Raw genomic sequence first — 24,447 nt, 5'->3', positions numbered from 1 at the left:
CCGCGAGCAATCGAGCCGGCGCGCTCCGGCCCGCGATGATAGGGCGTGACAAATCTTTTCATATGGTGGGTCGATTACCTGGCCTCGTGACGAGGGCGAATATCGGGCTCCCGTCGCCCGATGCTCAGGAAATTGACGCGCAATTCTCTAGGTGCGAGTGACGCCCCGAGCAGTTCGCACTCGCCCTTGTGCTGCCGAGGAAGTCGGCATGTAAAGCACGTTCGGGCCCGGAACACATGGCCTCCGGTGATCGAGGTGTCAGGAGATGTTGTCGAAACTTGTGGGTGAGGAGTTGGCAGATTTGCGTGCGTTACTGACCGGCCGCTTCTGAGGTGCGTTTGACCGAGATCAGGGGTGCGTGAATCCCGGCTTCTCGTAGTGGGACTGGCGTTTCTCCCAGCTCGCCAAATGTTTTGAATCCGTACCGCTGATAGTGCTTGACCGCTGTGGTGCCGGCGACGACTTGGGCGTAGACATCGACGTCTCCCAGCCGGTTGAGCGCCGCGTGAATCAGGTCTCGACCGACTCCGGTGCCATGCCAATTCGGGTGTACGTACCAAGCATTCACCTCTCCGGCGCCATCGCCGCGTGTGGAGACCCAGATGAATCCTGCGACCGTATTGTCGGAGGTACGTGCCACCAACAGTCCCGGCTCGCCCGAGGTGGCCAGTCGGGACCAGTCCGCGATCTTCCGCGGTCCCAGATCGCCCAGCAGGAAGTCATCGAGGTGCTCTGCAGCCCCAGGGAGATCACGGTAAGCGACTCTTGATGCCAGCACATGCGCACGGGCGATGCCGGGGCCGTCGTTTGTGTGCACGGGCCCGACGGTTGCGAGCCCGGTTTCGTCCAGGCTCGTGTTCAAATATTTTGTTGGCAGTCGATCGGGGATATTGGCGATCGCCGGCCGAGAAGGTGCACCGGCAGAGAGCGTCGGCCGTGCTGCTCCGGGCTCTGCTGTGTTGGTGATCATCTCCGCGGCCCGGATATCGGCCTCGTTGTTGGTCTTTGCCACCTGTTCGGCTGCTGCGCTGAGACGCTTGATGGATTTCGCGTCAACCCTCGCTCTCCTAGTCAACATATCGGTCAGAGCCGTTTGGATTTGCCTGAGTAGCTGGATGGCTCTGTTTTCCAATGACCAACTCGATTTCGTTGATACGGCACGATTTCGCTGTGGGAAGTGCTGGTGAGGCGACTACGGTTTCGTTTGCCTCGGCCGACCGAGATGTGACGATGTCCGTCCTTCCCAGGATTGCTCAGCAAGCGTGATGAAGGTCTCGAGGGCGGCACCACGCAGCAGGTCGGCCCACGGTTCGTGCGATTTCGCGGAACCCGTCGCTGCTGGCGATGAGTTCCTTGCGGCCGTCCGCACGCACGCCGGTCATCACCAGCGGGCGCAGTTTCTCCTGTTCCGGGCGGACCTTCACGTGGATACCGTCTACCCACGAATACATGTAGTTTACGTTCGAAAAGTCCGGGACAGCAGAGCCTTTCGTCTCCTCCTGCCATTGCGAGGTGAGCCGGTTGATTGCCGAGGCCGACAGGCCCGATCCGGTGGCCAGGAACTGCTGCAGTGCCGGTGCGAAGTCGCCGGTGGACAGCCCGTGCAGATACGGCAGCGGCAGCACCTCGCTGATCTACGGTGAACACCGGCACCAAGCGGGCAGGATCGCCGAGGAGAACCGTTTGCGCTCACCGGTATCCGAGGGATTGTTCGACGATCCAGCGTCCGGCGGTCACCTTGTCGCAGGTGCTGCGGCGGGGGTGTAACCGGTGATACGTCGTTGCCGCAGTTGGATGTAGATGCTGGGGTAGTCGTGGCCCTTGTCCGCGATCAGGGTGTTGACCGTGTCGCTGCTGCGGTCACCGAAGGCTCTTATCGCCCTGTTGGGTAGCGCATTGTCCACCTGTTATCGCGGGCGGTTCCGCATACGGTAGCGGCGATCAGGGGTGGCAGCGGCGGCGGTCATGGCCCGTGGACGTTGAGTAGCCGCGTGTATGCCGAGCACGGCGAAACTGAGTAATACTTCAGTTGCCAGAACTCGCTCGATCAGCCCGGCGATACCATGTTCGGCGCCGTCGGCGGTCGGTGTGAAGGTGGCGAAGAAGGCGACTATGAGTAGCAGTGTCAGTGGCCCTGCGAGTTGGAGCCAGGCCCCGATCGCGCGCCACTGTGGGTGGTGACGTAGGTAACTGCCGGCGAGTGGGAAGCCGATGACCGGCACCCCCGCCGCGAGGAGAAATCCGAGGGTGTGAGGAATAACGAATCGCAGGGTGAAGACGCCGTCGATGATCATGCCAACCCCCGCAGCGGAGAGTAAGGCGATCGACCAGGCTCGTTTGCTAGATGTGCGATCGGGAATGGCGCGGAAAACGCCGAGCACGCCGATGATCAGCAACGTGCCCGAAAGGACGAATGCGGTATTCATCCAGGGGGCTGTAGTGCCGATACCCAACCCGCTGACGGGTTGGGTGACGGGAGAGTAGTGAGTGTAAGTGTGGTCGAACAGGGTGTATCCCGTGCTCAGGAATCCCAGCACGATCCAGGCCACAGTGAACAGAATCGGGCCGGCGACGGCTGCCAATGGCAGTATCCGCTGTCGGGGCGCGGTTGCAGTCGGGTCGGTCGACGGCTGGGGCAGTGTGGACATGTCTCGCTCTCCAACTTCGAGGTTCCGGATCGGCGCTAGGTCGGTGTGTTCGGTCTCAGCGGGCAGCTTGTCGGTCGTCCCAGTGGATGTGGTGGTGATAGATGTCGCCGAAGGCTTTGCTGCGGACCGTCATTCGCAGGAGGTGCGGCATCATCGCGTCCCGGATCGCGGCGGCGACGGGGCCGGCGGCCTTGCTGCTGTTGACGCGAGCGGCCCATCGGACGATCGCCTGCACGCGGGGTTTGCGCTCGGCCTCGAATCGGGCGAGCGCCGCCGGAACGTTGTGGTTGTCGCGCAAGCATTGGGCAAGCACGACGGCGTCCTCGATTGACAGTGAGGCGCCTTGCCCCGAGGTGGGAGACGGGGCGTGGGCCGCATCGCCGATGACCACGATTCGCCCGCGGTGCCAATGCCGTAGCTTCGGCACAGTGTGGATTGCCGTCAGTGTGCCGATCTCGGGACTGGCTTCGATCAGCGACAACGCCGGTCCGCGATCGTCGGCGAACAGTTCGTTCAGCCGTGTGCGGCGCTCGTGTTCGGTCTCGGCGGCCACCGTGCGCCGATCGAGTTCGCGACGGTGCGGCACATTGGCGAACCACCAGGTGACACCGTCGAGGGCCGTGGCGTATCCGAAGAACCCGCGGCGACCGAAGATCATCTCGTAACTGCCGTCGGTGACAGTGATTCCGGCGTGTTGCGCGTATCCGCCTGTGGTGAGCAGGCCCGAGTACACCGGGTTCGGCGCGGCGGGATCGATGATTCCCCGCACCGTCGAATGCACCCCGTCGGCACCGATCAGCACGTCCGCAATCGCTTCGGTGCCATCGGCGAACCGTGCCCGTACCTCGGTGCCGATCTGCTCCGTCTGGACCAGTCGCTTGCCGTATTCGATCCGGATGCCGCGGGCTGCCGCTTCCCGATTCAAGCCCACGTACAGGTCGGCCCTCCGCAGCGTGCGGGAGACGGTGCCGTCGCGCAGCGGGAGCCCTGTGCTGCTGTAGCCGAGGAGTTTGCCTGCGCTGTTGCGCAACGCGATACCGGGGGTGGGGAAGCCCAGATCCATGGCGACGTGTGCGGCATCAAGAGTCCGCAATGCGTCGATGCCGTTGCTGCCCAACGTCAGGAACGCTCCAATCCCTTCCGCGCTGTCGCGGTGCGCCTCGTAAACCACCGCCTCGATGCCCGCCTTCTGCAATGCAATCGCGGTTGCTGCACCAGCGATACCGCCACCGGCCACGATGGCCGTCCGTGCGCCTGTCATCGAACTCCCCGTCTATTAGTTCATCCCAACTAGCCAATACAAACCAGTTGATATCGACTAATACTAGACGACTGTGGGTAGTCGATGTCAACTACTGTGGTCCCCAATATGGAGAGGCACGCTTCGGTCGGAAGGAGACAGGTTCATGGCGCATCGGCGGAAGGTGTCCAACCCGCTGGGACTGGTGGTCATGGCGTGGTTGCTGAACGGACCCGCGCACCCGTACGAGCTGGCTCGACGGCTCGAAGAAACTCGAGCCGACCGGCACGTCAAATACACCCGCGGGTCCCTGTACATGGTCATCGACCAGTTGACCCGCGCGGAATTCATCGCTGAACAGGGCACCGTCCGTGACAGCCGATGGCCGGAGCGGACCGTCTACGCGCTTACTGAGGCCGGCCGCGCGGAATACCTCGACTGGATGCGTATGCTGCTGGCGCACCCGCAGAACGAGTACCCCCGATTCGGGGTTGCCCTGTCGCTGCTGGCCGGCCTGCCACCCGCCGAGGCAGCCGACCTGCTGACCACCCGGCAAGACGCCCTGGCCGCCACCCTCGCGGAACTGCGTGCCGAGGGCACGACCGCTCGAGCCAACGGGCTGCCCTGGATATTCCTGATCGAGGACGACTACCAGATAGCGATCCTCGAGGCCGAACACGCCTTCGTCGGCAGGCTCATCCAGTCCTTGTCGGACCCCGACTACCAGGCACTGTGGAAGCAATCGCGGGACGACTCCGCCATCGACAGCACGAACCGGCAATGAGCGCGGAACCGGTTCCTCGTCGAATACCAGCTGAACCCGATGGCCCTGCTCCGATTGTCCAACGGCGCAGGCCCGACCCAGGTTGCCACGACGGCCGCCCGCCAGATCTCTTCTCTGCCGGGCCGGGTGGCAAGGCAGCGCCGACGAGCAGCACCGGCGCACAAGCCGACGACAGGGAGTAGAAGTTTGTCCACCAGCGACCGAAGGCATGCTTCTGCTTGCGCCGCACTATGTCAGACAGAACGCTCGCAGCACCCGATGACATGCGGCAAAGAGCAGACCGTTGCTGAGCAGCAACAGCCGCTGGGTACCGTCTTCGGCGACTCGATGCACACAGCAATGACCGGGGCTGGTCAGGAAATGGTTGGCCGACATTCGACATCGGCGCGGCGCCCGACGCAGACCGACGGCAGGTCGTGGTTGTTCACCGTAGTTCGTAGAGTTCGTAGTCCAGTCGGCTGCGGTCTGCCTTGAAGATGCCTTTGCCGGCAGCTTGTATGTCGTTGAGCCAGTCGTAGCGGGGGTCGGCGGTGTCGGACGAAGCAACGATCGCGGTCGAGAGCTGTTGAGGGATGAGGCGTATCGGCCGAAGTAGCGGATGATTAGCAGCGCGCCGTCGTGGGTTTCGATGCTGAGACGGACATCGGACAAACCAAGTCCCCTGGCGGACATGGTGAACCGGTCCGCGCTGCTGGTGCCGATCAGTCGGCCGGAGAGCCGACTGGTCAGCTGGGCGGCGGCGATCTCGGCGATCGAGGCTTAGAGCTCCCAACAGGTTCTGTTGAGTGGCGGTGACTCTCGTTGCGGTGCAGTATGTTTCGCTGTAGCGGCGCCGTGGGTCGTGGATGACGAGTTGTGGGCAGTGATCGAACCGCTACTGCCGGTGCGGGCACCGGGGACGCCGGGGCCGGCGCGGATGGACGACCGACTGGTGTTCCAGGGGATTCCTGTTCGTGCTGTTCACCGGGATCGGGTGGGAAGACCTGCCCCAAGAACTCGGCTTCGGGTCCGGCATGACCTGCTGGCGACGAGTGCGGGACTGGCAAGCGGCCGGGGTGTTCGAGGCGATGCATCAGGCGATGCTCACCCACTGCCATACCGCCGGGTTGATCGACTTCGGCCGGGTCATCGCCGATGCCTCGCACGTGCGGGCGAAAAAAGGGGCGCCGCGACCGGTCCGAGCCCAGTCGACCGCCGCAAAACCGGCTCGAAACACCACATCCTGACCTGCGGAAACGGGCTACCTCTCGCGGTCACGCTGTCTGGTGCCAACGTCAACGACCACCTGATGCTGCCAGAGTTGCTCGACCGGGTCCGGCCGCTGCGCGGCCGAGCGGGTCGGCCACGCCACCGGATCAAGGCACTGATCGCGGACAAGGGCTACGCCTATTCGCGCGTGTATGCCGACCTGCGGCAACGTCGTATCACCAGCTACATCCCCCGTCGCGGCACCCGCGACAGGGTGACGGGGCGATGGATCGTCGAGCAGTCCCTGGCCCTGCTGCACCAGTACCGGCGCCAGGCGACCCGCTGGGAACGACGCACCGACATCCATCAAGGACTCCTCTACCTCGCCGCCGCCCTCATCTGCTGGCGAAGACTCCGCAACCGAACCCGATAGGTTGCTCTTAGATGACTTCGAAATCGGGGCCTCGCTTTCTGTCTCGGGTTGAGCTTGGCGCGGCGGTGAGAGGGAGTGCCCGAGCAGGAACGCGCAGTAGCGACGTGAGTATCGCTGCCAGACACGCAAGCGACCGGCTGGCAGTAGTGGCGATGCCTCTGCAATGGGGAGCGGAGCGCTGTTCTGCATACGTATGTCCACCCTAATCACGGATGTGAGACACGATCGTACCCGCAGACAATTGTGTTGCATTTGTGGAAGTCTGCTTATCTACGGCTATCGGCGAATGCAGGTTCATGAACCCAGCACCTCAAAAAGCGTGATAGCATGATTGCATCCAACCGGGGGCGGTTGTTCATCTGCGGTGTCCGACCCGAGTAAACCCGCCCAGCGCACGGCTTAAGGGCCACGCCGGAGTCTGACGAATCTGCAAATAAGGATGCGCACTCCTACTCGGTGCAAGTGCTATTTCGGCTCCCCCTCTGCCGCGCGCGGTCAGCTCTAGTGGCTGATGCCCGGATTGTAAGAACCTTCACCGTCTACATGTCCCGACCTAGGATTACCGTGACAGAACCAGCACCCGCCGATGATGACGGTTTTTATGCCTACATTCCAATTGGTCCGCGCACCTCGCCTGGAAAAATACTGCGGGTACGCACCATTCGCGTGCCGCAACTCCAGCGTGTGAAGCGTGCGTGGCAAGTGGTGTATTCTACTCGCACTAGTCTCGGTGAACCCGTTCCCGCCTCCGGCATCGTCATCACTCCGAGTTCCAAAAGTTTGAACTCATTGCTAGCGTATTGTCCCGCATTCCACGGCCTCGGCGGCCGTTGCGCGCCGTCGCAGCTGCTGGCGGACGGGAGCGAACCGGAAGCCGGTTTTGTCTCGATGGCACTCGAACGCGGCTGGACTGTGGGTGTGCCCGATGGGCTGTGCCTAGGAGTGACAGGTCTGGGACCGCATCATTTCCTCGCCGGGCGTGCGGCCGCTCACACGGTGCTCGACCTCGTGCGCGCAGCGCAGGATCTACTGCTACTGGAGTCTTCGGTCACAAGCTGCGCTTTCTGGGGTTACGGCGTGGGCGGCCGAACGGCAGTTTGGGCTGCCGAACAACAACCGCGATACGCCCCAGAATTGCACCTGTCCGGCGTCGCCGCGGGAGCAGTCATCGCCAACCTGAGTAGCCTTCTACCACGACTGGACGGCGGCATCTGGTCGGGACTTGGTTTGGCTGGGCTAATTGGACTTAGTCGTGCCTATACCCAGATTCCTCTCAACCAGATCCTTAATCAGACCGGCCAATGGGAGGTGCAGCGGGCGGGGAGCCTGAATGCCGCCACAATCCTCGTCTCCTACAACGCCCCTCTAGGGCACTGGTGCAATCGCCCTGACCCGTGGAACGACCCCAGATGGTACCACATTCTGGCCAATGAGACCGCCGGCCGTGAATTTGTTCGTGCGCCCGTTCACCTCTATCACGGCACGGAAGACTCAATCGTTCCGGCATCTATGGGACAAGAACTTTACGCCAAATACAACTCTCTAGGAGTTGATGTCAATTGGCACTGTTATCCTGCCAGCCACTCCGGCGCCGCCACAATTGGGGCGGCCGAATCTATCGACCGTCTCACCGACTAACTTGCATTCTGGCCACCACGTCGGGCTCCGCGTTTCTGCCACGTAAAGCTGAGATCTCGTCGCCGGGGTCGACGGCCCGGCATGAATTCTCCCTTCTCGGACATAGATATCGCCGGACTCAGGGGGGCTGATATCTAATGGCAAGTGAGTTCTCCGGTGCCCCGCAAGCGGCAAGGTGTTTTTCTCCACACGTAGCTAGTTGTTTCTGCGCCCATATACCGCTTCAGCGACAACACCGACGCTGTCAAGCCGTGCTCATCACGCAACGGCTGCCAGATCGTCTGCCTGGTCACACCTGCCTTGGTCATTGCCACGATGAACTCGCAAGGCTGCCCGATCTCCGGCCACGTTGTCTGCCGCACCTCGAATCGGCAATCTGCGGGAATCACTGCCGCACCAGCTCGCTCCACTCCACGGGCGAGCGCTGCGGCCCGTCCGGCGACAACCCGGCCGCGATCGCCGGGTTCACATACTTTTTCACTGTCTTGCAGTCCAGCCCGAGGCTGGCCGCGATCTGGCTCTGCGAACGACCCGCATGCCAGTGAACCAAGATCTCGACGATATCGACCACGTCTAACGTTCTCCTCGCCAATACGGGCTCCCATCACCATCGAGCGATGGGAGCAGCCAACTCCTGCGAGGACCACACCAGCCGCGACGGCCTTCCCGCTGGGGGATTACGTGAACGCAGCCCTGCCCGAATACGTGAACGGAAAACGGCTACCTGCGGATTTTCGTAAACGCTGACACGTCATCGGATCCGTCGAGCTGTCTAACGGTCCGCCTCAGCAAAAGTTCGTCGCCAAGCTCAATCGACTGCTCGCGCTCGTCGTCGCGGCGACGGAGGAGAACAAAGTTTCTGGTCAATAAGTTCGAGGGTGCGGTGCTATGCATCTTCGGTGCGCCGATTGCTCTCCCGGACAATGCGGCACCGGCGCTGCGGGCGGGCCTGGCGCATCCGGGACGAGGTCATCGCCACCGGCGGACTCGTTATCGGAATCGGTGTGGCGCGCGGACCGGGTGTTTACCGGTGATGTCGCTCCGATACCCGTATGGGGTACACGGTGATCGGCCATGTGGTCAATGAGCGGCGCGGTTGACCACCGAGGCGAAAGAGGTGCCGCGCCGAATTCTGATGAGCGGGCCCGGTCGTAGAGGCCACAGCCGCGCATGAGCGCGCCAAATGTACGCTCTACGACCATCTTCTACTGTGCGGCTTGCCCGAGGCTCCGATTGCTGGACCGATGTTGAGACCTCCGGCGGCACGGCGCCCGAGACCGCCCCAGCCGATGCCCGGACCGCCGTCAGCGCGATCACCGACGTGTGCACCGCGACGACCAAATCTCCGTCCCAGAATTGAGTGGGGCCTCGGCATCCAGCTTCGCGGCCATCACCTGGCCGCGCTCGATGTGCTCGTCCACTGCGGTGCCGATTTCCCGACCCGAGAGGCCATCGGCCGCCGGATCCGCACAGGTCAATGGGACCGCGGTGATCTCGGGCTGTCCGAGTACCGGGGCTCAGTCGCCGCTGCGGGTACGGAAGACAAGCGCGTCGACCATGTGGCCCGCCGCAGGGCCCGCCCAGGCTACTGCCGATCCGGATCTTGATATCGTCGAAAACAATTCAAGACGCACGCAAAACCGACGACAATGAGTCAGTGCAACTTCTTTTCGTGGAGCCACTTCATCTGGGTGGGTACGAGACTTCGGATTACTCGTTTTGTGTGGGATCGTTTTGTGTGGATCGCTCAACTGCTGAGGAACGCTAATTAGTCCATGGGCCTATATTGGTGCCCGCGAGCCGAAGATCGACATACATGGCCCTATTCTTTCGCCGCATCGCTTCCTTTCGGATATTTGGTTCGTCCGGGGAGTGGTAATACCGTTCTGCCGTTTCGGCGAGATCTCTGGAAAGCCTATAGGCAATGTATCTGCGGGTGTCTTCATCGGCTTTCGCAAACCTTTCTGGTGTTACCACGCGCTGGAAATCATCGAACGTCGCATAGGTTCGCCGCACGGTATCCCAGATCAACGGATCGGTTTCCCAGTTCGCATCACTGCGATTGCGCACGGGTCGGGGAGTGAGGCGGTAGAACATTGCCGCCGATTCAGCGAATTGAGCATTGTGGGCGTTTCGCTCGACGATGCCGAACTGTCGAGAATTTTCGGCCAGGTCCAAGGCGGCGGCAACTCGTTTCAGCGGGCCATATTCCATCGGGTTGTCCTCGGCGGACTGCATGGTCCGAGCATGGGCCTCGGCCGCCCATCTGCGTATTTCTCTGGGAAAACGTGCGACAGCGAGGGCGCCCATGACGTCGGCGCGGTCGGCGCCGAGATTGAGGATAGTAGTCATCGCTGCCGCGGCGGCGCGGGCGTGGGTGCCGTCGAAGTCGCGCACGGCAGCTCTGGCGGCCGCATCGTGCGCATTCTTTCCCAAGGTGAGTCGTCCCATCCAGCCTGCTGCGGCCCCCTGTGGAACGGTTCCTCTAAGTAATTCATAATTCAGGTAGTTCATTTCTTGCATGCGCTTCGAGAAGTGCGTCAACGGTGATGAGCGACGGAACACAAAGGATGCCAAGGGGTTCGCATTGAATTCGGCGACATCACGCAAAGCTGTTCCCATGACGTGGCCCGGTGACAGCGAGTAGCGCAGGCTTGCCTCGCCGATCCCGCTGGATGGGCCGCTGGCCGGTGCCGGTTTCCCCTCGAGCGCCGCACGAATCTTCTCTGCGGTCCCGCGCTGGCCGCCGAGCAGGTGAAGATCGAGACGTCGCAGGAGTATGAAGCCCGCGATCAGCACAATCCCCCCGACGAAGATCGCGGCCATGCCGCTGTCCGGTGCCGATCGGAATACATGGTCGAGCACAAGGGTGTAGCAACCGAGGTACGTGGTGTAGACAACCAGTGCCAGGGCATCACCGACCGTGTCGACAAGGTTGCGTACCAGGAATTCCTGGGTGGGGCCGTATATGAATCCGCCGGCTGCGAAACCGAAAATGGCGAGGATCGCGTGGTAGATCGATGACAGTGCGGCGAGGAATATTTTGATAGAAAGGTAGGACATGAACAGCAGGAGAATGGTCCCGAAAATCAGAAGTATCAAGCCGGTGCCGACCTGCCCTAGGCTCGGATTCATGATCTTGGTGTGGGCAAAGGCGTCGCCACAGTCACGCATCCCGTTCGTGACCTGCGCTTCACTGCCCGCCAGTATTCCCGACGACCAGGCCGTTCGGCACCGAGGTGAATCGTCGATCACATGACCGAAATTCCATACCTGCAGCGGATGTCGAGCGAAATTGTCGGCCAAGGTGGTGTCCAGGTCGGCGACAATGGATCTAGGATCCGGGCGGGAGTCGCCGTTGAGCCCCGCCGCCACCGAGATCCCGACATCGCGTCCTTGGGCCAGCAGGCCGTTCGGCGACAAAACAGCGGCCAGCGGATGCGCCAGATAGCCGACCCCAGTCACGGCGACCACCAGCATGGCCACGACCTGCAGTACAGCCTTGGCATGGTATCCGCGGACGATGAACCACGCTACGAAGAAGGCGCCGATCGATGCCGCCACGGCCAGCATGATGGGGGTGGCGATCTGATTCCGCAGGCCGTCCGCAAGTGCATTCAACGGTGTGCTGAGCCAATCGAGCCAGCGAAAGCTCACCACGAAGCCGGTCAGCCAGATCGCACTGATTACGACGACCATGAATACTGTAAACAGGAGTCCTAGCACGACCGCGATCGAAGTCTCGAGGGGGTTGAGAATGCTGCTGTCGGTGGCGAACAGGTAGTTGGACAACGGAATTCCCGAGGAGTCACGGATATCCGTCCAGGCGAGTCCGTCGATCGCTGACGTGCTCCGGCTGCTGGTATTCGTGTCCGATCGCCCGGCGGCGGCACTACCCGAGAGAGGCCAGATCAAAGCCAGAAACAGCAAGTTGATGAGTACACCGGCGGTGACTCGCCTGGGACGGGTGGCGGCGATCCACACCCGACATCGCCCGACTGCGGCCCGCGGCGACCAGCGCATCGGATCCCATGCGTGGAACAGGCCGGAGTCGGGATCAAGTCTCGGCAAGTGCTGTCGCATGTGGCTTCACCTCGCGCGAACCGGGAATGTCAGGTTACATTTTGGTTACGTCGCCGTTGACTACACCATTAAACGGGCCGTTACTTATCGGCGCAATACATCGCGGGATAACGACATTTATAGCTGTGGGTCAGGTGGCTGTGGCGGCTTGATTTGGGCACACCAGCGTCGTGACCGGCTACCTCGCTTCCCGATGTCCGTGGTGACAGCCTGCGGATTCCTCCCGGAGAACGGTCGCTGGCAGCTGCTGCGGTGTTGCCTAACCGGTAATGCAATACCCCTCTACATGCGGGGGCGGCCGGTGTCCTGGCATTTGTTCGGCTTCGTGGGCGAACGGATCCGAAATACACCGCGAATAAGATCGTCAACCAGGACAAAGACGCCTATCCCACCTCCAAGTGGGCTCGCGCTCTGTCGTCGCCCGCCTGGCTGGACTTCTCGGAGGCTCGCCGACGTGCCGCTGCCGTGAGTCACCCGTCCCGCACGGCCTCGGCAGCTGTCCCCATGTCGATTTCCCGGATGCCACCCGCATGCAACTGCCAGTTCGTCCCGTGGGGTACGGGACTCCACGCAGGTGTGTTGGCGCACGTGTTGGGCACGTACCAGCGGAATCCGGAGTGGAACTCCGGCCTTGCCGTTTTGGATCGCCCCGGCCCCACGGCGGCTGGGAAGGCGCGCAATCGGGGAACTGGGTGGCGGAGTTATGGCAGTTTGCCGCATTCGCTGACTTCTCGATTACTTCGGCACGCATGGCGTGCAGACTGATTTGCCACCGCCGGGACGGGGTGCGCAGCTCGGCGGTGCCTGCCGTCCGGTCCCGGCAGTCATGCGTGCAGATCTGCCGAGCGCAACCCTCGGCATGGCCGGAAACTCGATTCGTACTGTGATGAGCAAATCATCAGTTACCCGCCTTAAGGCTTCTTGCTAGCCGACCGATTGACAACTGCGCGACGGCGGCCTCCTGCGGCTGCGCCGGACCGATGTCGGGCTTTACGAATGTTCGTGACTAATCGCGGGCCCTGCCCGCGTCTTCGTGACCGCGGTGGCTGTGGATACCGGCAGTTGGAAGTGAGGGAGCGATCAGTGTGCGACCGCCGGTGGGACTTCCCCCGACCCACGCATCAGCAAACGGGTTGAGATGACCTCGTGTTGTGGTGGGTGATGTGCGCCGTCCAGTCGGCTGAAAAGAATCTCGGCAGCGGTACGGCCGACCGCGGCAGGATTCTGGACGACGGCGGTAAGCGCGGGGTGCAACAGTTCGGCGAGGGGTAGATCGTCGAAGCCCACTACGGCGATGTCGGATTGCAATCCGAGCTTCTGTTGCGCGCGTAGCAGCCCCACAGTCACGAGGTTCTGCGCACTGAACAGTGCGGTCGGGCGGTCCTTGCGGTGTAACAGGTCGGCGGCTGCGGCCTCTGCCGCCGCGGCGGAGTGAAGGTCGGCGCAGATGAGGGCAGGGTCGAGGGTGATGCCAGCGCGGGCTAGGCCCTCCACATAACCGGCATAGCGCTCGGCGGCGGTCCAGATAGTTCGCAAGTCACCGAGATATGCGATCCGGCGGTGTCCGTGTGCGGCCAGATGTTCCACCGCCTTGCGTGCGCCGTCGCGGTTATCGACTGTGACACTGTCGACTTCGGTGGTGGCAGGCTTGCGGTCGACGAAGACGATGGGCGTGCCGCGGCGATGCTCGTGCAGCAGCATGCCGTGGTCGCTACCGGCCGGCACCACGATGAGGCCGTCCACACGGCGTGACAACAGTGCGTTGAGCAGCTCCCGTTGGCGGACGGGATCCTCATCACTGCTCACCGCGAATACCAATGTGCCACGTTCGTGGGCGAAATCCTCCACCGCCCGGTGCAATGCCGCGGCATACGGATTGGCGACATCCATGAGCACCAAGCCGATCGCGGCGGTCTTCTGGCCGTGCCTGCGCAGCGTGCTGGCCGCCAGGTTGTGCCGATAGTCGAGCATGGCGGCGGCTGAACTGACCCGTGCGGCCAGTTCGGCGGAAACGCCGCCCTCTCCCCGAATCACGCGAGAGACCGTCTTGATGCTTACCCCGGCGAGGGCGGCCACCTCGCGCATAGTGGCGCCCCGGCGCTTCGTTCGGTCGCGGTCGTCGGGCAGCGACAACGTTGTCAATTGTCGTGACCTCCTTCTTGCATCAGGTGCCTCACATGATTATCCCATGCCAGTCAGATGGCCGAGAAGTACTCTGGACGTCAAACGAGCTACGCCCTATGGTATTTGACAACGTTGTCTAAGCGTCTCTGCAGGAGAACATCGATGTCTTCCCGTGTCACTTCGGCCCGCGTCCTCCGGGTCGTGGCAGCCTGTCTGGCCGTCTCCGCCCTCGTAATCGCCGCCGGTGGCTGCGGCAAGGGATCCTCCGGCGGCAACGAGCGATTCCGAGTCGGTTTGATCACCAAGACCGACACCAACCCGTTCTTCGTCAAGATGAAGGAGGGCGCGCAGAAGGCCGCCGACGCTGCAGGGATCGAGCTGATCACCGCCGCAGGCAAATTCGACGGCGACAACGCCAGCCAGGTGACCGCCGTCGAGAACATGGTGAACGCGGGTGTCAAGGGCATCATGATCACCGCCAGCGACGCCAAGGCGATCGTGCCCTCGATCGAGAAGGCACGCGCCAAGGGGGTCGAGGTGATCGCGCTGGACACCCCGACTGATCCGCAGAGCGCGGTCGATGCGCTATTCGCCACCAACAACTTCACCGCTGGCGTCCTGATAGGCAAGTATGTCAAAGCGGTCGAGGGCGACAAGCCGGTGAAGATAGCCATGATCGATCTGAGCCCCGGCGTGACCGTTGGGGTGTTGCGGCACAACGGTTTTCTTTCCGGTTACGGCGCCGCCCAGACGACTCAGGACATGACTCGAGACATCATCGCCTCGAATGTGGTGTGTGCGCAGCCCGCCCATGGTGATCAAGCAAAGGCGCAAACCGCGATGGAGACATGCTTGCAAAAGGATCCAGACATCAACGTGGTCTACACCATCAACGAACCCTCCGCGCTGGGCGCGTACACCGCGCTGAAGACCGCTGGCAAGGAGAACAATGTACTGATCGTCTCCATCGACGGCGGCTGCGCCGGCGTGCGAGCGGTGAAGGACGGCAAGATCGCGGCCACCTCTCAGCAGTACCCACTGAAGATGGCGGGCGATGGTGTGCAGGCGATCGTAGACCACGCCAGGAACGGCAAGAATACCTCCGGCTACACCGACACCGGCGTCACCCTGATCACCGGTAAGCCGCAGGTCGGCGTCGATTCGAGAGATGTCCAGTACGGCCTGGACAACTGCTGGGGATAGCTACGTCCCGGCTTATTTAGAGAGCATCGGAGCAGGAAATCACATGACCGCAACAATCACCTCTCAGTCGCAACTGGAGCCCAATCCGTCGGTGCTCGCACGTGTACTGGCCTTTTCGAATTTCGGCCCGATCGCCGCGATAATCATCGCGGGCGTGTTCTTCGGCGCAGAGTCCGACCGGTTCTTGACCGGCGGCAACTTCTCGCTGATCATCCAGCAAGTAATGGTGGTCGGCACGTTGGCGATCGGCCAGACACTGATCATCCTGACCGCTGGCATCGATCTGTCCAACGGCGCGGTGATGGCACTGGGCAATATCGCCATGACCAAGCTGGCCATAAATAGCGGGATGCCGCCGATCCTGGCGATCTTGCTCGGGCTTCTGATCACCGCTGGATTTGGTTTGCTCAACGGCACCCTTGTGAGCTTTGTGAAGCTTCCGCCGTTCATCGTGACGCTCGGCACCTACGGTATCGCCTTCGCGTTGACCCATCTCTATTCGCAGGAGCAGACCATCTCGGGCCTGCCGGGCCAGCTGACCTTCTTCGACAATACATTCCCGCTGGGCAATACCGACATCACCTATGGCTCGGTGGCGATGCTGGTGTTGTTCGCGATCGCTTGGTACGTGCTGCGGCAGACTTCGGCTGGCCGGCATGTCTACGCGGTCGGCAACAACCCGGAGGCCGCGCGGCTGAGCGGCGTCGGCACCCGACGTGTGCTGCTGGGCGTATATACCGCCGCAGGCCTTCTCTACGGCCTGGCCGCGCTGCTATTGGTGGCGCGCACCGGCGTTGGCGATCCGAACGCCGGGCAGACCGACAACCTCGATTCGATCACCGCGGTGGTGCTCGGCGGCACCAGCCTGTTCGGCGGCCGCGGTAGCGTGATCGGCACACTGCTGGGCGCGCTGATCGTGGGCATCATCCGCAACGGGTTGCAGCTCATCGGCGTCCCGTCGATCTATCAGACTCTTATTACCGGCATCCTGGTGATCGCGGCGGTCGCGGGGGACCAGTTCAACCGTGGGAGGCAGAGGTGAACGACGTGGAGCGGGCTATGGAAGCGAATGCGGAACAGTCGGGTACGGGGCTCGCGGCCAGCACACCGATGGCGGTGCTACAGGCGAGGGGCCTGGTCAAGCGCTATGGGCACGTCACCGCGCTCGACGGTGCCGATTTCGATCTGTACCCCAATGAAATCCTCGCGGTGATCGGTGACAACGGCGCTGGGAAGTCGTCACTCATCAAGGCGCTGTCCGGCGCACTGGAGCCGGACCAAGGTGAGATCCGGCTGGACGGCAGGCGGGTTCATTTCCGCCGACCCGTCGACGCCCGACGCGCCGGGATCGAGACCGTCTATCAGGATCTGGCAGTGGCCCCGGCCCTGGGCATCGCCGACAACCTGTTTTTGGGCAGGGAATTGCGATGCAAGGGCGTGCTGGGCTCAGTGTTCCGAATGCTCGACAAAGACCGCATGGTGCGCGAATCCCAGCAGCACATGGCGAATCTGAAGATCGGCATCCGGTCGATGAAGCAGGCGGTGGAGACATTGTCCGGTGGCCAGCGCCAGGGTGTGGCCGTGGCGCGCGGCGCGGCGTTTGCGCGGCACGTGGTGATCATGGACGAGCCGACCGCTGCCCTTGGCGTCAAAGAGACCGGCATGGTGCTGGACCTGATCCGTGAGGTCCGCGACCGTGGCTTGGCGGTGATCGTGATCAGCCACAACATGCCTAACGTGTTCGAGATCGCAGATCGTGTGCATATCCAGCGGCTGGGTCGGCGGGTCGCGGTGATCGAGCCGCACGAATTCTCGATGTCCGACGCCGTCGCGATCATGACCGGGGCCATGGCGGGGGAGGAAGTCATCAATAGCCGTGTCCGCGCCTGACCGTGGAGTGGGCCTGATCGCGGTGGCTGGCGAAGCGCTGATGGATCTGGTGCCCGCAGGATCGGATGGCCGATATCAGGCGGTGCCCGGCGGTAGCCCTGCCAATGTGGCGGTGGGCTTGGCCCGGCTGGCTGTGCCGGTCCGTCTGCTGGCCAGAATCGGGAGCGATCCGTTCGCGCACCGGCTGCGGAAATATTTGCAGGACAATGATGTCCGGCTGGATTGCGCTGTCCAGGCGGTCGAGCGGACCTCGCTCTCGATCGTGTACGTCGATGCTGACGGCACGGCCCGCTACGACTTTCAGATCGATGGCACTGCGGACTGGCAGTGGACCGACAGCGAGTTGGACGGTGCGCTCGACGGCGGGGTTGTCGCGCTGCATGTCGGCTCGCTGGCTGCGATGCTGCCGCCGGGCGCGGCGGTGATACAGCGCCTAGCGGTACGCGCCCGTTCGGCGGTCACCGTGTCCTTCGATCCGAACACGCGCCGACAGTTGATGCTTCGCGCTCGTGCCCGCGAACGCGTGGAGACGATGCTCCCCCTCACCGACGTGGTCAAGGCGAGCGAGGAGGACCTGGCCTGGCTGTACCCACAGTGCAGTCCGGAGGCCGTGCTGCGCGACTGGATTACTCGCGGCCCGGCACTGGTGGTAATCACCCTCGGTTCCGAGGGATGCCTGGCTGCCACCACGGCTGCCCCTGATCGAATCCATGTGCCCGGCAGGCGTATCGAGGTGGTGGACACCATCGGTGCTGGCGACGCGTTCACTTCCGGCCTGCTGGCGGGCCTGCGCGATCGCGACCTGCTCGGGGCGGCGCGCCGGGATGCGTTGCGGACGATGACGGAACCAGACCTGACGGCTGTTCTCGACCAGGCGGTGCTGATCTCCGCGATCACCTGCACCCGCTCTGGCGCCGACCCGCCGAGCGCGGCCGAACTGCGCGGGCGGCGAGTGTGAGCCGAGCTGATGGTCGACCATCAATCGATGAGACCGGACCGGGCGCGTCATCCAAGGGATCGCCGAACTGAAAGCTCGCTGGAAAGTAACCTTGCAGGCGCGGAACGAGTCCACGTTCGCGGACGAGGTGCCACGCTACAGAGGTGACAAACAGTCGGTGACCGTTTAACGCTGCGGCAGATTTCGGCTTGAGGCAGCGGAATCTGTCGCTGCCGGCGATCCGATCACGGCAATAACGGCAGACGAGTCCTGGGTGGCATCGCCGGGTACCTCGGTGACACTGATGTTGAGACCCAGCAGCACTTGGGCGAGGTCGGGAACCACCTCACCAGGGCTTGACGCCGACCTCACCACGGAAGTGGGAACCCCGCCCCGACGGACGCATACCGAATGGGGCGGTGCTGACCTCTTAGATGAGCCACAGGCGGTAAAGCCGCTGCTCTTGGCGCAACCCGCCGCAGCGTCGATCCTGCCGCCATCAGTAGAGCGGGATGGGCGCCGCCGTAGGTGATCAGATATATCGACACGCCGCACTCGCCGATGAGGAAGGCTCAAAAGAGGTTTGGGTGCCTCCGGCTTTACCGCTGCGGGGTCGGGTCAGGTCGTGGAAGTACCCCTGATAATATCACCCCCTCGCCGCTCTGGCAGGAGGGCCGGAAACATCGGTGGAAGCGCGTCATAGAACGGACTGAGTACGAGCACCGAATCGCAGAATATCTCAGCGATGACAGGCATGGCGAGCCTCCCTTTTTGCCGAAAATTCACGGCTGCGTCGGCTGCTCGACGGCCGTATGGAAAAGAAGACTCCTTACCGTCAGAAATCGAGAAATGGAAATACTAATCAGATGCATACGTAGCTCCGGTGTAGTCACGGATGTTGACATCTATCCGGTGTAGGACACTGTATCCAGCCACCGGCTCGACCCGACCGGTCGGCTTGCGGGCAGTATCACGTTCTTAATATGTGATCACATCGAAGGGTTGTCAATGTCTGTTAATGCTATAGCTGCTGGATCGCGTGGAGTCACCATTCAAATCCCAGGGCGGTTGACTCTGGACATGTTGGAACGGGTGAGCGACCCGGTCGAAATCAGGATCGCGGATGACGCCCTGAAACGCGTCGACGCATGTCACGTTTTTCTGCTGGACCGCATCGCCGCTGGAGTTGATATCTACGGGACGACCACCGGGTTCGGCCCGCTGGTCGTGTTTTCTGGTCGCCGGGATGCCGCAGATCAGTGCAACAACGTGGTCGGGCACTTGTCGGCTGGCCAAGGCGAGGACTTGCCGCCTCACGTAGTGCGCGCTACGGTACTGACCCGTTTGTGGTCTCTGGCGCGTGGCCACTCGGGCATTTCCCCTGGAGTATTGCCTGCGCTGGTAGCGATGCTGGGTACGCAGTTCGCTCCTGCTGTGCCGCGGGTCGGCTCGGTCGGCGCGAGCGGCGACCTCATTCCGCTTGCATATGTCGCACGGGCGCTTCGTGGCGAAAACAGCGCCTATCTGTCAGGAATTCGAATGCCCGCTGGCGACGCGCTGCGATCTGCAGGGCTGACACCGCTGGTGTTGGACGGGCGAGACGCGCTCGCGCTGGTCAACGGCACATCGCTCACCGCAGCGGCGGCGGGATTAGCCGTAATGTCGGTTCGTCGGTCGCATCTGGTCGCTATGATGTTGACCGCGTTGCTGGCCGATGTTCTCGGCAGCGATGCGGGGTTTCTGGCAGATGAGTTGCTGGATGCGTTCGGCCACTCACAGGCGCGCGCAGCAGCTGGCCGGATGCGCCAATTTCTAGACGGCACTGCGCCGACGGGTACCCGTCCGCTGCAGGAGCCGTACAGCATACGCTGCACTCCGCAATTGCTCGGTGCCGTCGGCACATCTATCGAGCATGTCGAGCACGTTGTCGTCGACGACCTGAACGGAATCAGCGACAATCCGATGTTTTTCCCCGAACAGGGCGCGGTGGTGCACGGGGGGAACTTTTTTGGGCAGCCGGTGGCGTTTGCAGCGGATCTATTGTCGGTGAGTACCGTGCAGGTGGGGAATCTAGCTGAGCGCCAATTCGATCTGTTGGTCGATCCCCATCGCAACGGCGGTCTCAACCCGATGTTGGCGACGAAGCCAGGCGAACAGCATGGCGTGCAAGGTGTTCAGTTGGCCGCGACGGCGATCGTCGCGGCGATGCGTCGAGCCGCTGTACCAGCGTCGATGCAGAGCCTGCCGACCAACCTTCACAACCAAGACGTGGTGCCTTTCGGCACGCAGGCCGCGCTGAACGCACTCGATCTAGCGGGGTCGCTGCGGTTGTTACACGGCTCGCTGGCGGTTGCGCTGCGTCAGGCGGCGCATATAGGTGGCCGAAGGCCCACCTCGCCTGCATGCGCGGCGATCTTGGACCGCTTGATCGACCTAGTGCCCGCGATCGACCCCGACCGGCCATTGGACGCCGACGTACGCTCCGCAGCGGATCTGCTCGATACGATCGCTGACGAGTGCTCCGATCTGGGCTACCAGCGGTGAGAACTGAGCTGCCATGTTCAAACTCCAAAAACATTTGGCTCGCAGACGGATTCGCGGGGCCGGGGTGGACACCCTGTACCTGCCGATGCCCGAGTCTGCGTTCACCCCGTGCCGGCACGCCGACTTGTCCCCACGCGGCGTGCCGTGGCACACCGTGGTCTCCCCGGCAGCGCCCCCGTCGCGCACAGTCGGGGGCGCTGCGGCGTACCGATGGCGGGTTGGCCACCATGCGGCCTATTGCGTGTGGCGGTTGATGGCGGAGACACTTCGCGTCCTGCTCGCCGGATCGACTCGGGCTTCGGTGCTGGTCAGCAGGGCCACGTTGCTATTCGACGCGTACTCGGTGCTGATGCTCTATGCTGGCAGTTGTTCCGCCGAAGTCTACGGCGAAACCATTCGGCCCTCGATGATGGCCGCCGACTCCGCTTTCAGTGGTACATGGGCGCGCGACTACGAGCCCATCCATCCGTTGTTGCGCGAAATCCGCCTGACGTATCATCCGAACACGCTGGTCCCGCTGTCGACGGCGCTGAAGCTAAACAACATCGTGCACGGAGCGGTGGCCAAATATCTTGTCCCCATTGGCCAATCATTGCTGCGTGAGCACAGCGACGATCACCTGGCCCCCCCGACCGAGGCGCAACGGCAAGTCAGTGACCGGTTCTTCGGTGTCGAACGAATCACGATCTGCCGCGAGGAGTTCCTTGCACAATTCGTCACCAAGCTGGGCCAGGTGAGATCCGACCTCGTCCATAGACCGCTGCCTGTTTCCTGTGAATGGCCGGGGCTTTCGGCGCAGCAGACCGGCGTGGTCGCGCTATTTCACAGAGAGAGCGCCGTCGTATTGTCCCGACTGGAAGAGAGTCTGGAATGAGCGAATTCAAAAATGTGGTCATGACTCCGAGGATTTACGATTATTTGCTTACGCACGTCGGACCGCCGAGCCCCGTGCAGCGGAAACTGCTCACCAGTACCTCCGAGTTGGGCGACGTCGCGGAGATGCAGATTCCACACGAGCAGGCCGCCTTCTTGACTCTGCTGGTGAGGCTGACCCGAGCCGAACGCATCGTTGAGGTTGGCACCTTCACGGGCTATTCGACGCTAGCGATGGCGCTCGGGCTCCCGCCGCACGGTCGGCTGATCACCTGCGACATCTCGGCGGAATGGATCACGATCGCCCGCGCCGCCTGGCATGCGTCCGGTGTGTCCGACCGCATCGAATTCTGGCTGGGACCCGCCTCCCGCACTTTGCGGAACCTGCCCGAGACCGCCGATATCGATCTCGTGTTCATCGATGCCGACAAAGTCGGCTATATCGACTACTGGGACCAGCTTGTGCCCAGGGTGCGACCCGGCGGAGTATTGCTCGCCGACAACGTTTTCTATTACGGCGAGGCGGCAGGCGAAAACCCGGTCGGCAACGCTGCGGCAATCGACGCGTTCAACGATCGGGTCCGCGCCGACGGCCGGGTCGAATCGGTGATGCTGCCCATCGCGGACGGGCTCACACTTGCCAGGAAGAAGGACTGACGACAACTGCACCCGTCCGATACTGGCTGCGGCAGCTCGTAGTTCAGAAGAGGTTGGTGAGGCATGAAAGTTGGCGGCGATGTTGTCGTCGCATCCATGCGACATGAATTCCCCTGAAGCACGAGACCATTCGGTCTCGAGCGAAGGGGCCGATTTGACCGGCTCGGGCTTGCCGGGGCTCCGGGTCGAGTCATTGCCTGTCGCCACCGCGCTCGCGGCACCGGAAAAGGCTGCGCTTGCAGCGCAGGCTGCCGAAGCTCTTCTGCTGACAATGGGAAACAGATTCTGCCGACCCGGCTGGCGCCGTACGCCGGGTGGCCAGGCAGCTTCGGCAACGGTGCCACCCCAGCGCTATTGCAACACGGTTATGGGCGGCCCGGGTCGCACTGCGACTGTTATCGGTGGCGCAGCCGTCAGAGCCGTCCGCCGAGCGAGCCTTCCGAGGTGGGGTTGGCTTCACACCCGCCCCGATGATCAATACAGCATTCACGTCCCGCGCTACTTCGGCGATACTTGCACTCTTTCTATAACACCGAATCCGGCAACGTGGCTTGCCCCCGAGACGCGACAGAACCGCACGACGATAGGAGGACTAACCATGAGCGGCCAGGGCGCGCGAACGATCAGCACAGAGGATTTTCTGGCCGAGTATCCGGAATACACCACTACCGCTGTAATAGATGACCTCCGTGCCACCGAATACGACTATCTCGACCGCAACCAGGACATCTATCTTGACTACACCGGCGCAGGGCTGGCCGCGGCCGCCCAACACCGGGCACACAACCAATGGGTCTCTGCGGGCTGCTATGGCAATCCCCATTCAGACAATCCCACCTCACGTGCGGCGACGGCTGGGGTCGAGACTGCCCGGGCTGCCGTACTCGCCCATTTTAACGCGTCACCGCAGGACTATACGGCGATCTTCACGACGAACGCCACGGCGGCATGCCGATTAGTCGGCGAGGCCTACCCATTCGGTCGGTCGATCCGTTTCGTCCTGACGGCTGACAACCACAATTCGGTCAATGGCATTCGAGAATTCGCACACTCCAGGCGCGCTCGAACGGAGTACATCCCTCTCGTCGGCACAGAACTCAGAGTGACCGAGGCTGCTGTTCGCGCCGCACTGGGTGGCCGCCGGGTGAGGGAATCGCACTCGCCCGCTGCGGCGGATGGACGCGACAAACATCGTGGGCTGTTCGCCTACCCAGCGCAGAGCAACTTCACCGGCGTCCAGCATCCACTCGAATGGGTTGACATCGCACATGATCACGGATTCGATGTATTGCTCGACGCCGCCGCCTACCTGCCGACCCATGAACTCGATCTCTCCGAAGTACGTGCCGATTTCGTTCCCGTGAGCTGGTATAAGGTCTTCGGTTATCCGACTGGAGTCGGCTGTCTGGTCGCCCGCCGCGATACGTTGGCCAGACTGCGGCGGCCGTGGTTTTCCGGCGGCACCGTTCAAGCCGCCAGCGTGGAGGGCGGGTGGTACACACCTGCCGCGGGACATGCTGAATTCGAGGACGGTACAGTGAATTTCCTCGCCATACCGGACGTTCAACATGGTCTCGAATGGCTGCACGGAGTCGGCATCGATGTGATCGATCGGCGTACCCGCTGCCTGACCGGGTGGCTGCTGGATCGCTTACTGTCGCTCGTGCACGACAACGGCGCTCCGGTGGTCCGCATCTATGGCCCGCGCGATATGGTCAACCGCGGGGCGACGATCGCGTTGAATATCCTCGACTACTCCGGGGCCGTCGTCGACGAGCGTCTGGTAGCACGCGAGTCCTCTGCGGTCGGGTTGTCTTTACGCACGGGTTGCTTCTGCAATCCTGGCGCTGGCGAGGCTGCCTTCAACATCGGCCGCTCGGCGTTGCTACGCCTGCTCAGAAAGCCTCCTGGCACGATTGATTCGTATGTTGCCGAACTCGGCCTGCCCACCGGCGGCGCGCTCCGTGTCTCCTTCGGAATCGCGTCCAATTTCCAGGATGCTCAGCGATTCGTCGAATTCGTCGACACGACCTACCGCAACCGCCGGTGTGATACGCAGGGTCTTTCGCCGCGAAAACACTGCTGAACGAAGCCCTTCCTCAGTGCCGATTGCAGTAGGTGCAAAGCGAGCGTCGACACCTCGGCGTGCTCGCGGTCGGCGCTGGTGAGCTGGGAGTCTCCTCCGTAAAGGACGACTCCGTTGGT

The 24,447-nt window shown here is 62.6% G+C and carries 17 protein-coding genes and 2 pseudogenes; 11 read left to right on the top strand and 8 right to left on the bottom strand.

Annotated features, from left to right (window positions below):
* Window positions 1-310 precede the first annotated feature (310 nt).
* The 5 genes and pseudogenes from ACIHAX_RS35350 to ACIHAX_RS35330 all read right to left on the bottom strand — a co-directional run bounded on the left by ACIHAX_RS35350 (window position 311) and on the right by ACIHAX_RS35330 (window position 3,909).
* Window positions 311-1,012 carry a GNAT family N-acetyltransferase gene (locus tag ACIHAX_RS35350; protein WP_397281979.1) on the bottom strand — a complete coding sequence of 234 codons (702 nt, stop codon included), beginning with the start codon at window positions 1,010-1,012 and terminating at the stop codon, window positions 311-313.
* 276 nt (window positions 1,013-1,288) lie between these two features.
* Window positions 1,289-1,703: pseudogene (locus ACIHAX_RS35345) on the bottom strand (transposase); the annotation flags it as partial.
* Between the two features lie 30 nt (window positions 1,704-1,733).
* On the bottom strand, window positions 1,734-1,904 hold the full coding sequence (locus ACIHAX_RS35340) for a hypothetical protein (RefSeq protein ID WP_397281977.1): 171 nt from the start codon (window positions 1,902-1,904) through the stop codon (window positions 1,734-1,736).
* Between the two features lie 3 nt (window positions 1,905-1,907).
* Window positions 1,908-2,648 (bottom strand): DUF998 domain-containing protein, encoded by a 741-nt coding sequence (locus ACIHAX_RS35335; protein WP_397281975.1) that lies wholly within the window; start codon window positions 2,646-2,648, stop codon window positions 1,908-1,910.
* A 55-nt stretch (window positions 2,649-2,703) separates the two neighbouring features.
* Window positions 2,704-3,909, bottom strand: coding sequence for an FAD-dependent monooxygenase (locus ACIHAX_RS35330; RefSeq protein WP_364439579.1), 1,206 nt, complete (start codon window positions 3,907-3,909; stop codon window positions 2,704-2,706).
* 145 nt (window positions 3,910-4,054) lie between these two features.
* Here ACIHAX_RS35330 and ACIHAX_RS35325 point away from each other — a divergent pair, with 145 nt between their 5' ends.
* The 3 genes and pseudogenes from ACIHAX_RS35325 (at window position 4,055) to ACIHAX_RS35315 (ending at window position 7,931) form a co-directional block, all read left to right on the top strand.
* Window positions 4,055-4,672: a PadR family transcriptional regulator gene (locus ACIHAX_RS35325; protein WP_364439582.1), complete on the top strand. Its 618-nt coding sequence runs from the start codon at window positions 4,055-4,057 to the stop codon at window positions 4,670-4,672.
* Window positions 4,673-5,453: 781 nt separating this feature from the next.
* A pseudogene (locus tag ACIHAX_RS35320) lies at window positions 5,454-6,293 on the top strand (IS5 family transposase).
* Between the two features lie 564 nt (window positions 6,294-6,857).
* On the top strand, window positions 6,858-7,931 hold the full coding sequence (locus tag ACIHAX_RS35315; protein WP_364439946.1) for a lipase family protein: 1,074 nt from the start codon (window positions 6,858-6,860) through the stop codon (window positions 7,929-7,931).
* A gap of 385 nt (window positions 7,932-8,316) precedes the next feature.
* On the opposite strand, the gene ACIHAX_RS35310 is transcribed toward ACIHAX_RS35315, so the two are convergent.
* The 3 genes from ACIHAX_RS35310 to ACIHAX_RS35300 form a co-directional block, all read right to left on the bottom strand.
* On the bottom strand, window positions 8,317-8,502 hold the full coding sequence (locus tag ACIHAX_RS35310; protein ID WP_397080560.1) for an integrase: 186 nt from the start codon (window positions 8,500-8,502) through the stop codon (window positions 8,317-8,319).
* A 1,193-nt stretch (window positions 8,503-9,695) separates the two neighbouring features.
* Window positions 9,696-12,014: a hypothetical protein gene (locus ACIHAX_RS35305; protein WP_397080558.1), complete on the bottom strand. Its 2,319-nt coding sequence runs from the start codon at window positions 12,012-12,014 to the stop codon at window positions 9,696-9,698.
* A gap of 1,080 nt (window positions 12,015-13,094) precedes the next feature.
* Window positions 13,095-14,090 (bottom strand): LacI family DNA-binding transcriptional regulator, encoded by a 996-nt coding sequence (locus tag ACIHAX_RS35300; RefSeq protein WP_397281972.1) that lies wholly within the window; start codon window positions 14,088-14,090, stop codon window positions 13,095-13,097.
* A 210-nt stretch (window positions 14,091-14,300) separates the two neighbouring features.
* On the opposite strand from ACIHAX_RS35300, the gene ACIHAX_RS35295 reads away from it, so the two are divergent.
* The 8 genes from ACIHAX_RS35295 to ACIHAX_RS35260 all read left to right on the top strand — a co-directional run bounded on the left by ACIHAX_RS35295 (window position 14,301) and on the right by ACIHAX_RS35260 (window position 24,328).
* On the top strand, window positions 14,301-15,341 hold the full coding sequence (locus ACIHAX_RS35295; protein ID WP_397080555.1) for a sugar ABC transporter substrate-binding protein: 1,041 nt from the start codon (window positions 14,301-14,303) through the stop codon (window positions 15,339-15,341).
* Window positions 15,342-15,384: 43 nt separating this feature from the next.
* Window positions 15,385-16,383 carry an ABC transporter permease gene (locus ACIHAX_RS35290; protein ID WP_364438730.1) on the top strand — a complete coding sequence of 333 codons (999 nt, stop codon included), beginning with the start codon at window positions 15,385-15,387 and terminating at the stop codon, window positions 16,381-16,383.
* A gap of 68 nt (window positions 16,384-16,451) precedes the next feature.
* Window positions 16,452-17,231, top strand: a complete 780-nt coding sequence (locus tag ACIHAX_RS35285; RefSeq protein WP_397281990.1) for an ATP-binding cassette domain-containing protein — start codon at window positions 16,452-16,454, stop codon at window positions 17,229-17,231.
* On the top strand, window positions 17,218-18,189 hold the full coding sequence (locus tag ACIHAX_RS35280) for a carbohydrate kinase (RefSeq protein WP_397281970.1): 972 nt from the start codon (window positions 17,218-17,220) through the stop codon (window positions 18,187-18,189). The genes ACIHAX_RS35285 and ACIHAX_RS35280 overlap by 14 nt, the downstream gene beginning before the upstream one ends.
* A 1,059-nt stretch (window positions 18,190-19,248) precedes the next feature.
* On the top strand, window positions 19,249-20,712 hold the full coding sequence (locus ACIHAX_RS35275; protein ID WP_397281968.1) for an aromatic amino acid ammonia-lyase: 1,464 nt from the start codon (window positions 19,249-19,251) through the stop codon (window positions 20,710-20,712).
* A 13-nt stretch (window positions 20,713-20,725) separates the two neighbouring features.
* Entirely contained in the window at window positions 20,726-21,586 is an 861-nt protein-coding gene (locus ACIHAX_RS35270) for a hypothetical protein (RefSeq protein WP_397281966.1), read from the top strand.
* 20 nt (window positions 21,587-21,606) lie between these two features.
* Window positions 21,607-22,242, top strand: coding sequence for an O-methyltransferase (locus tag ACIHAX_RS35265; RefSeq protein ID WP_397281964.1), 636 nt, complete (start codon window positions 21,607-21,609; stop codon window positions 22,240-22,242).
* 598 nt (window positions 22,243-22,840) lie between these two features.
* The gene (locus ACIHAX_RS35260; RefSeq protein WP_364438745.1) at window positions 22,841-24,328 is read left to right on the top strand and encodes an aminotransferase class V-fold PLP-dependent enzyme; all 1,488 of its coding nucleotides are present in this window, start codon (window positions 22,841-22,843) and stop codon (window positions 24,326-24,328) included.
* Window positions 24,329-24,447: the final 119 nt, after the last annotated feature.

This window comes from Nocardia sp. NPDC051929 (assembly GCF_044548645.1).
Taxonomy (GTDB): Bacteria; Actinomycetota; Actinomycetes; order Mycobacteriales; family Mycobacteriaceae; genus Nocardia; species Nocardia sichangensis.
This window is presented reverse-complemented; position numbering and strand designations above follow the sequence as displayed.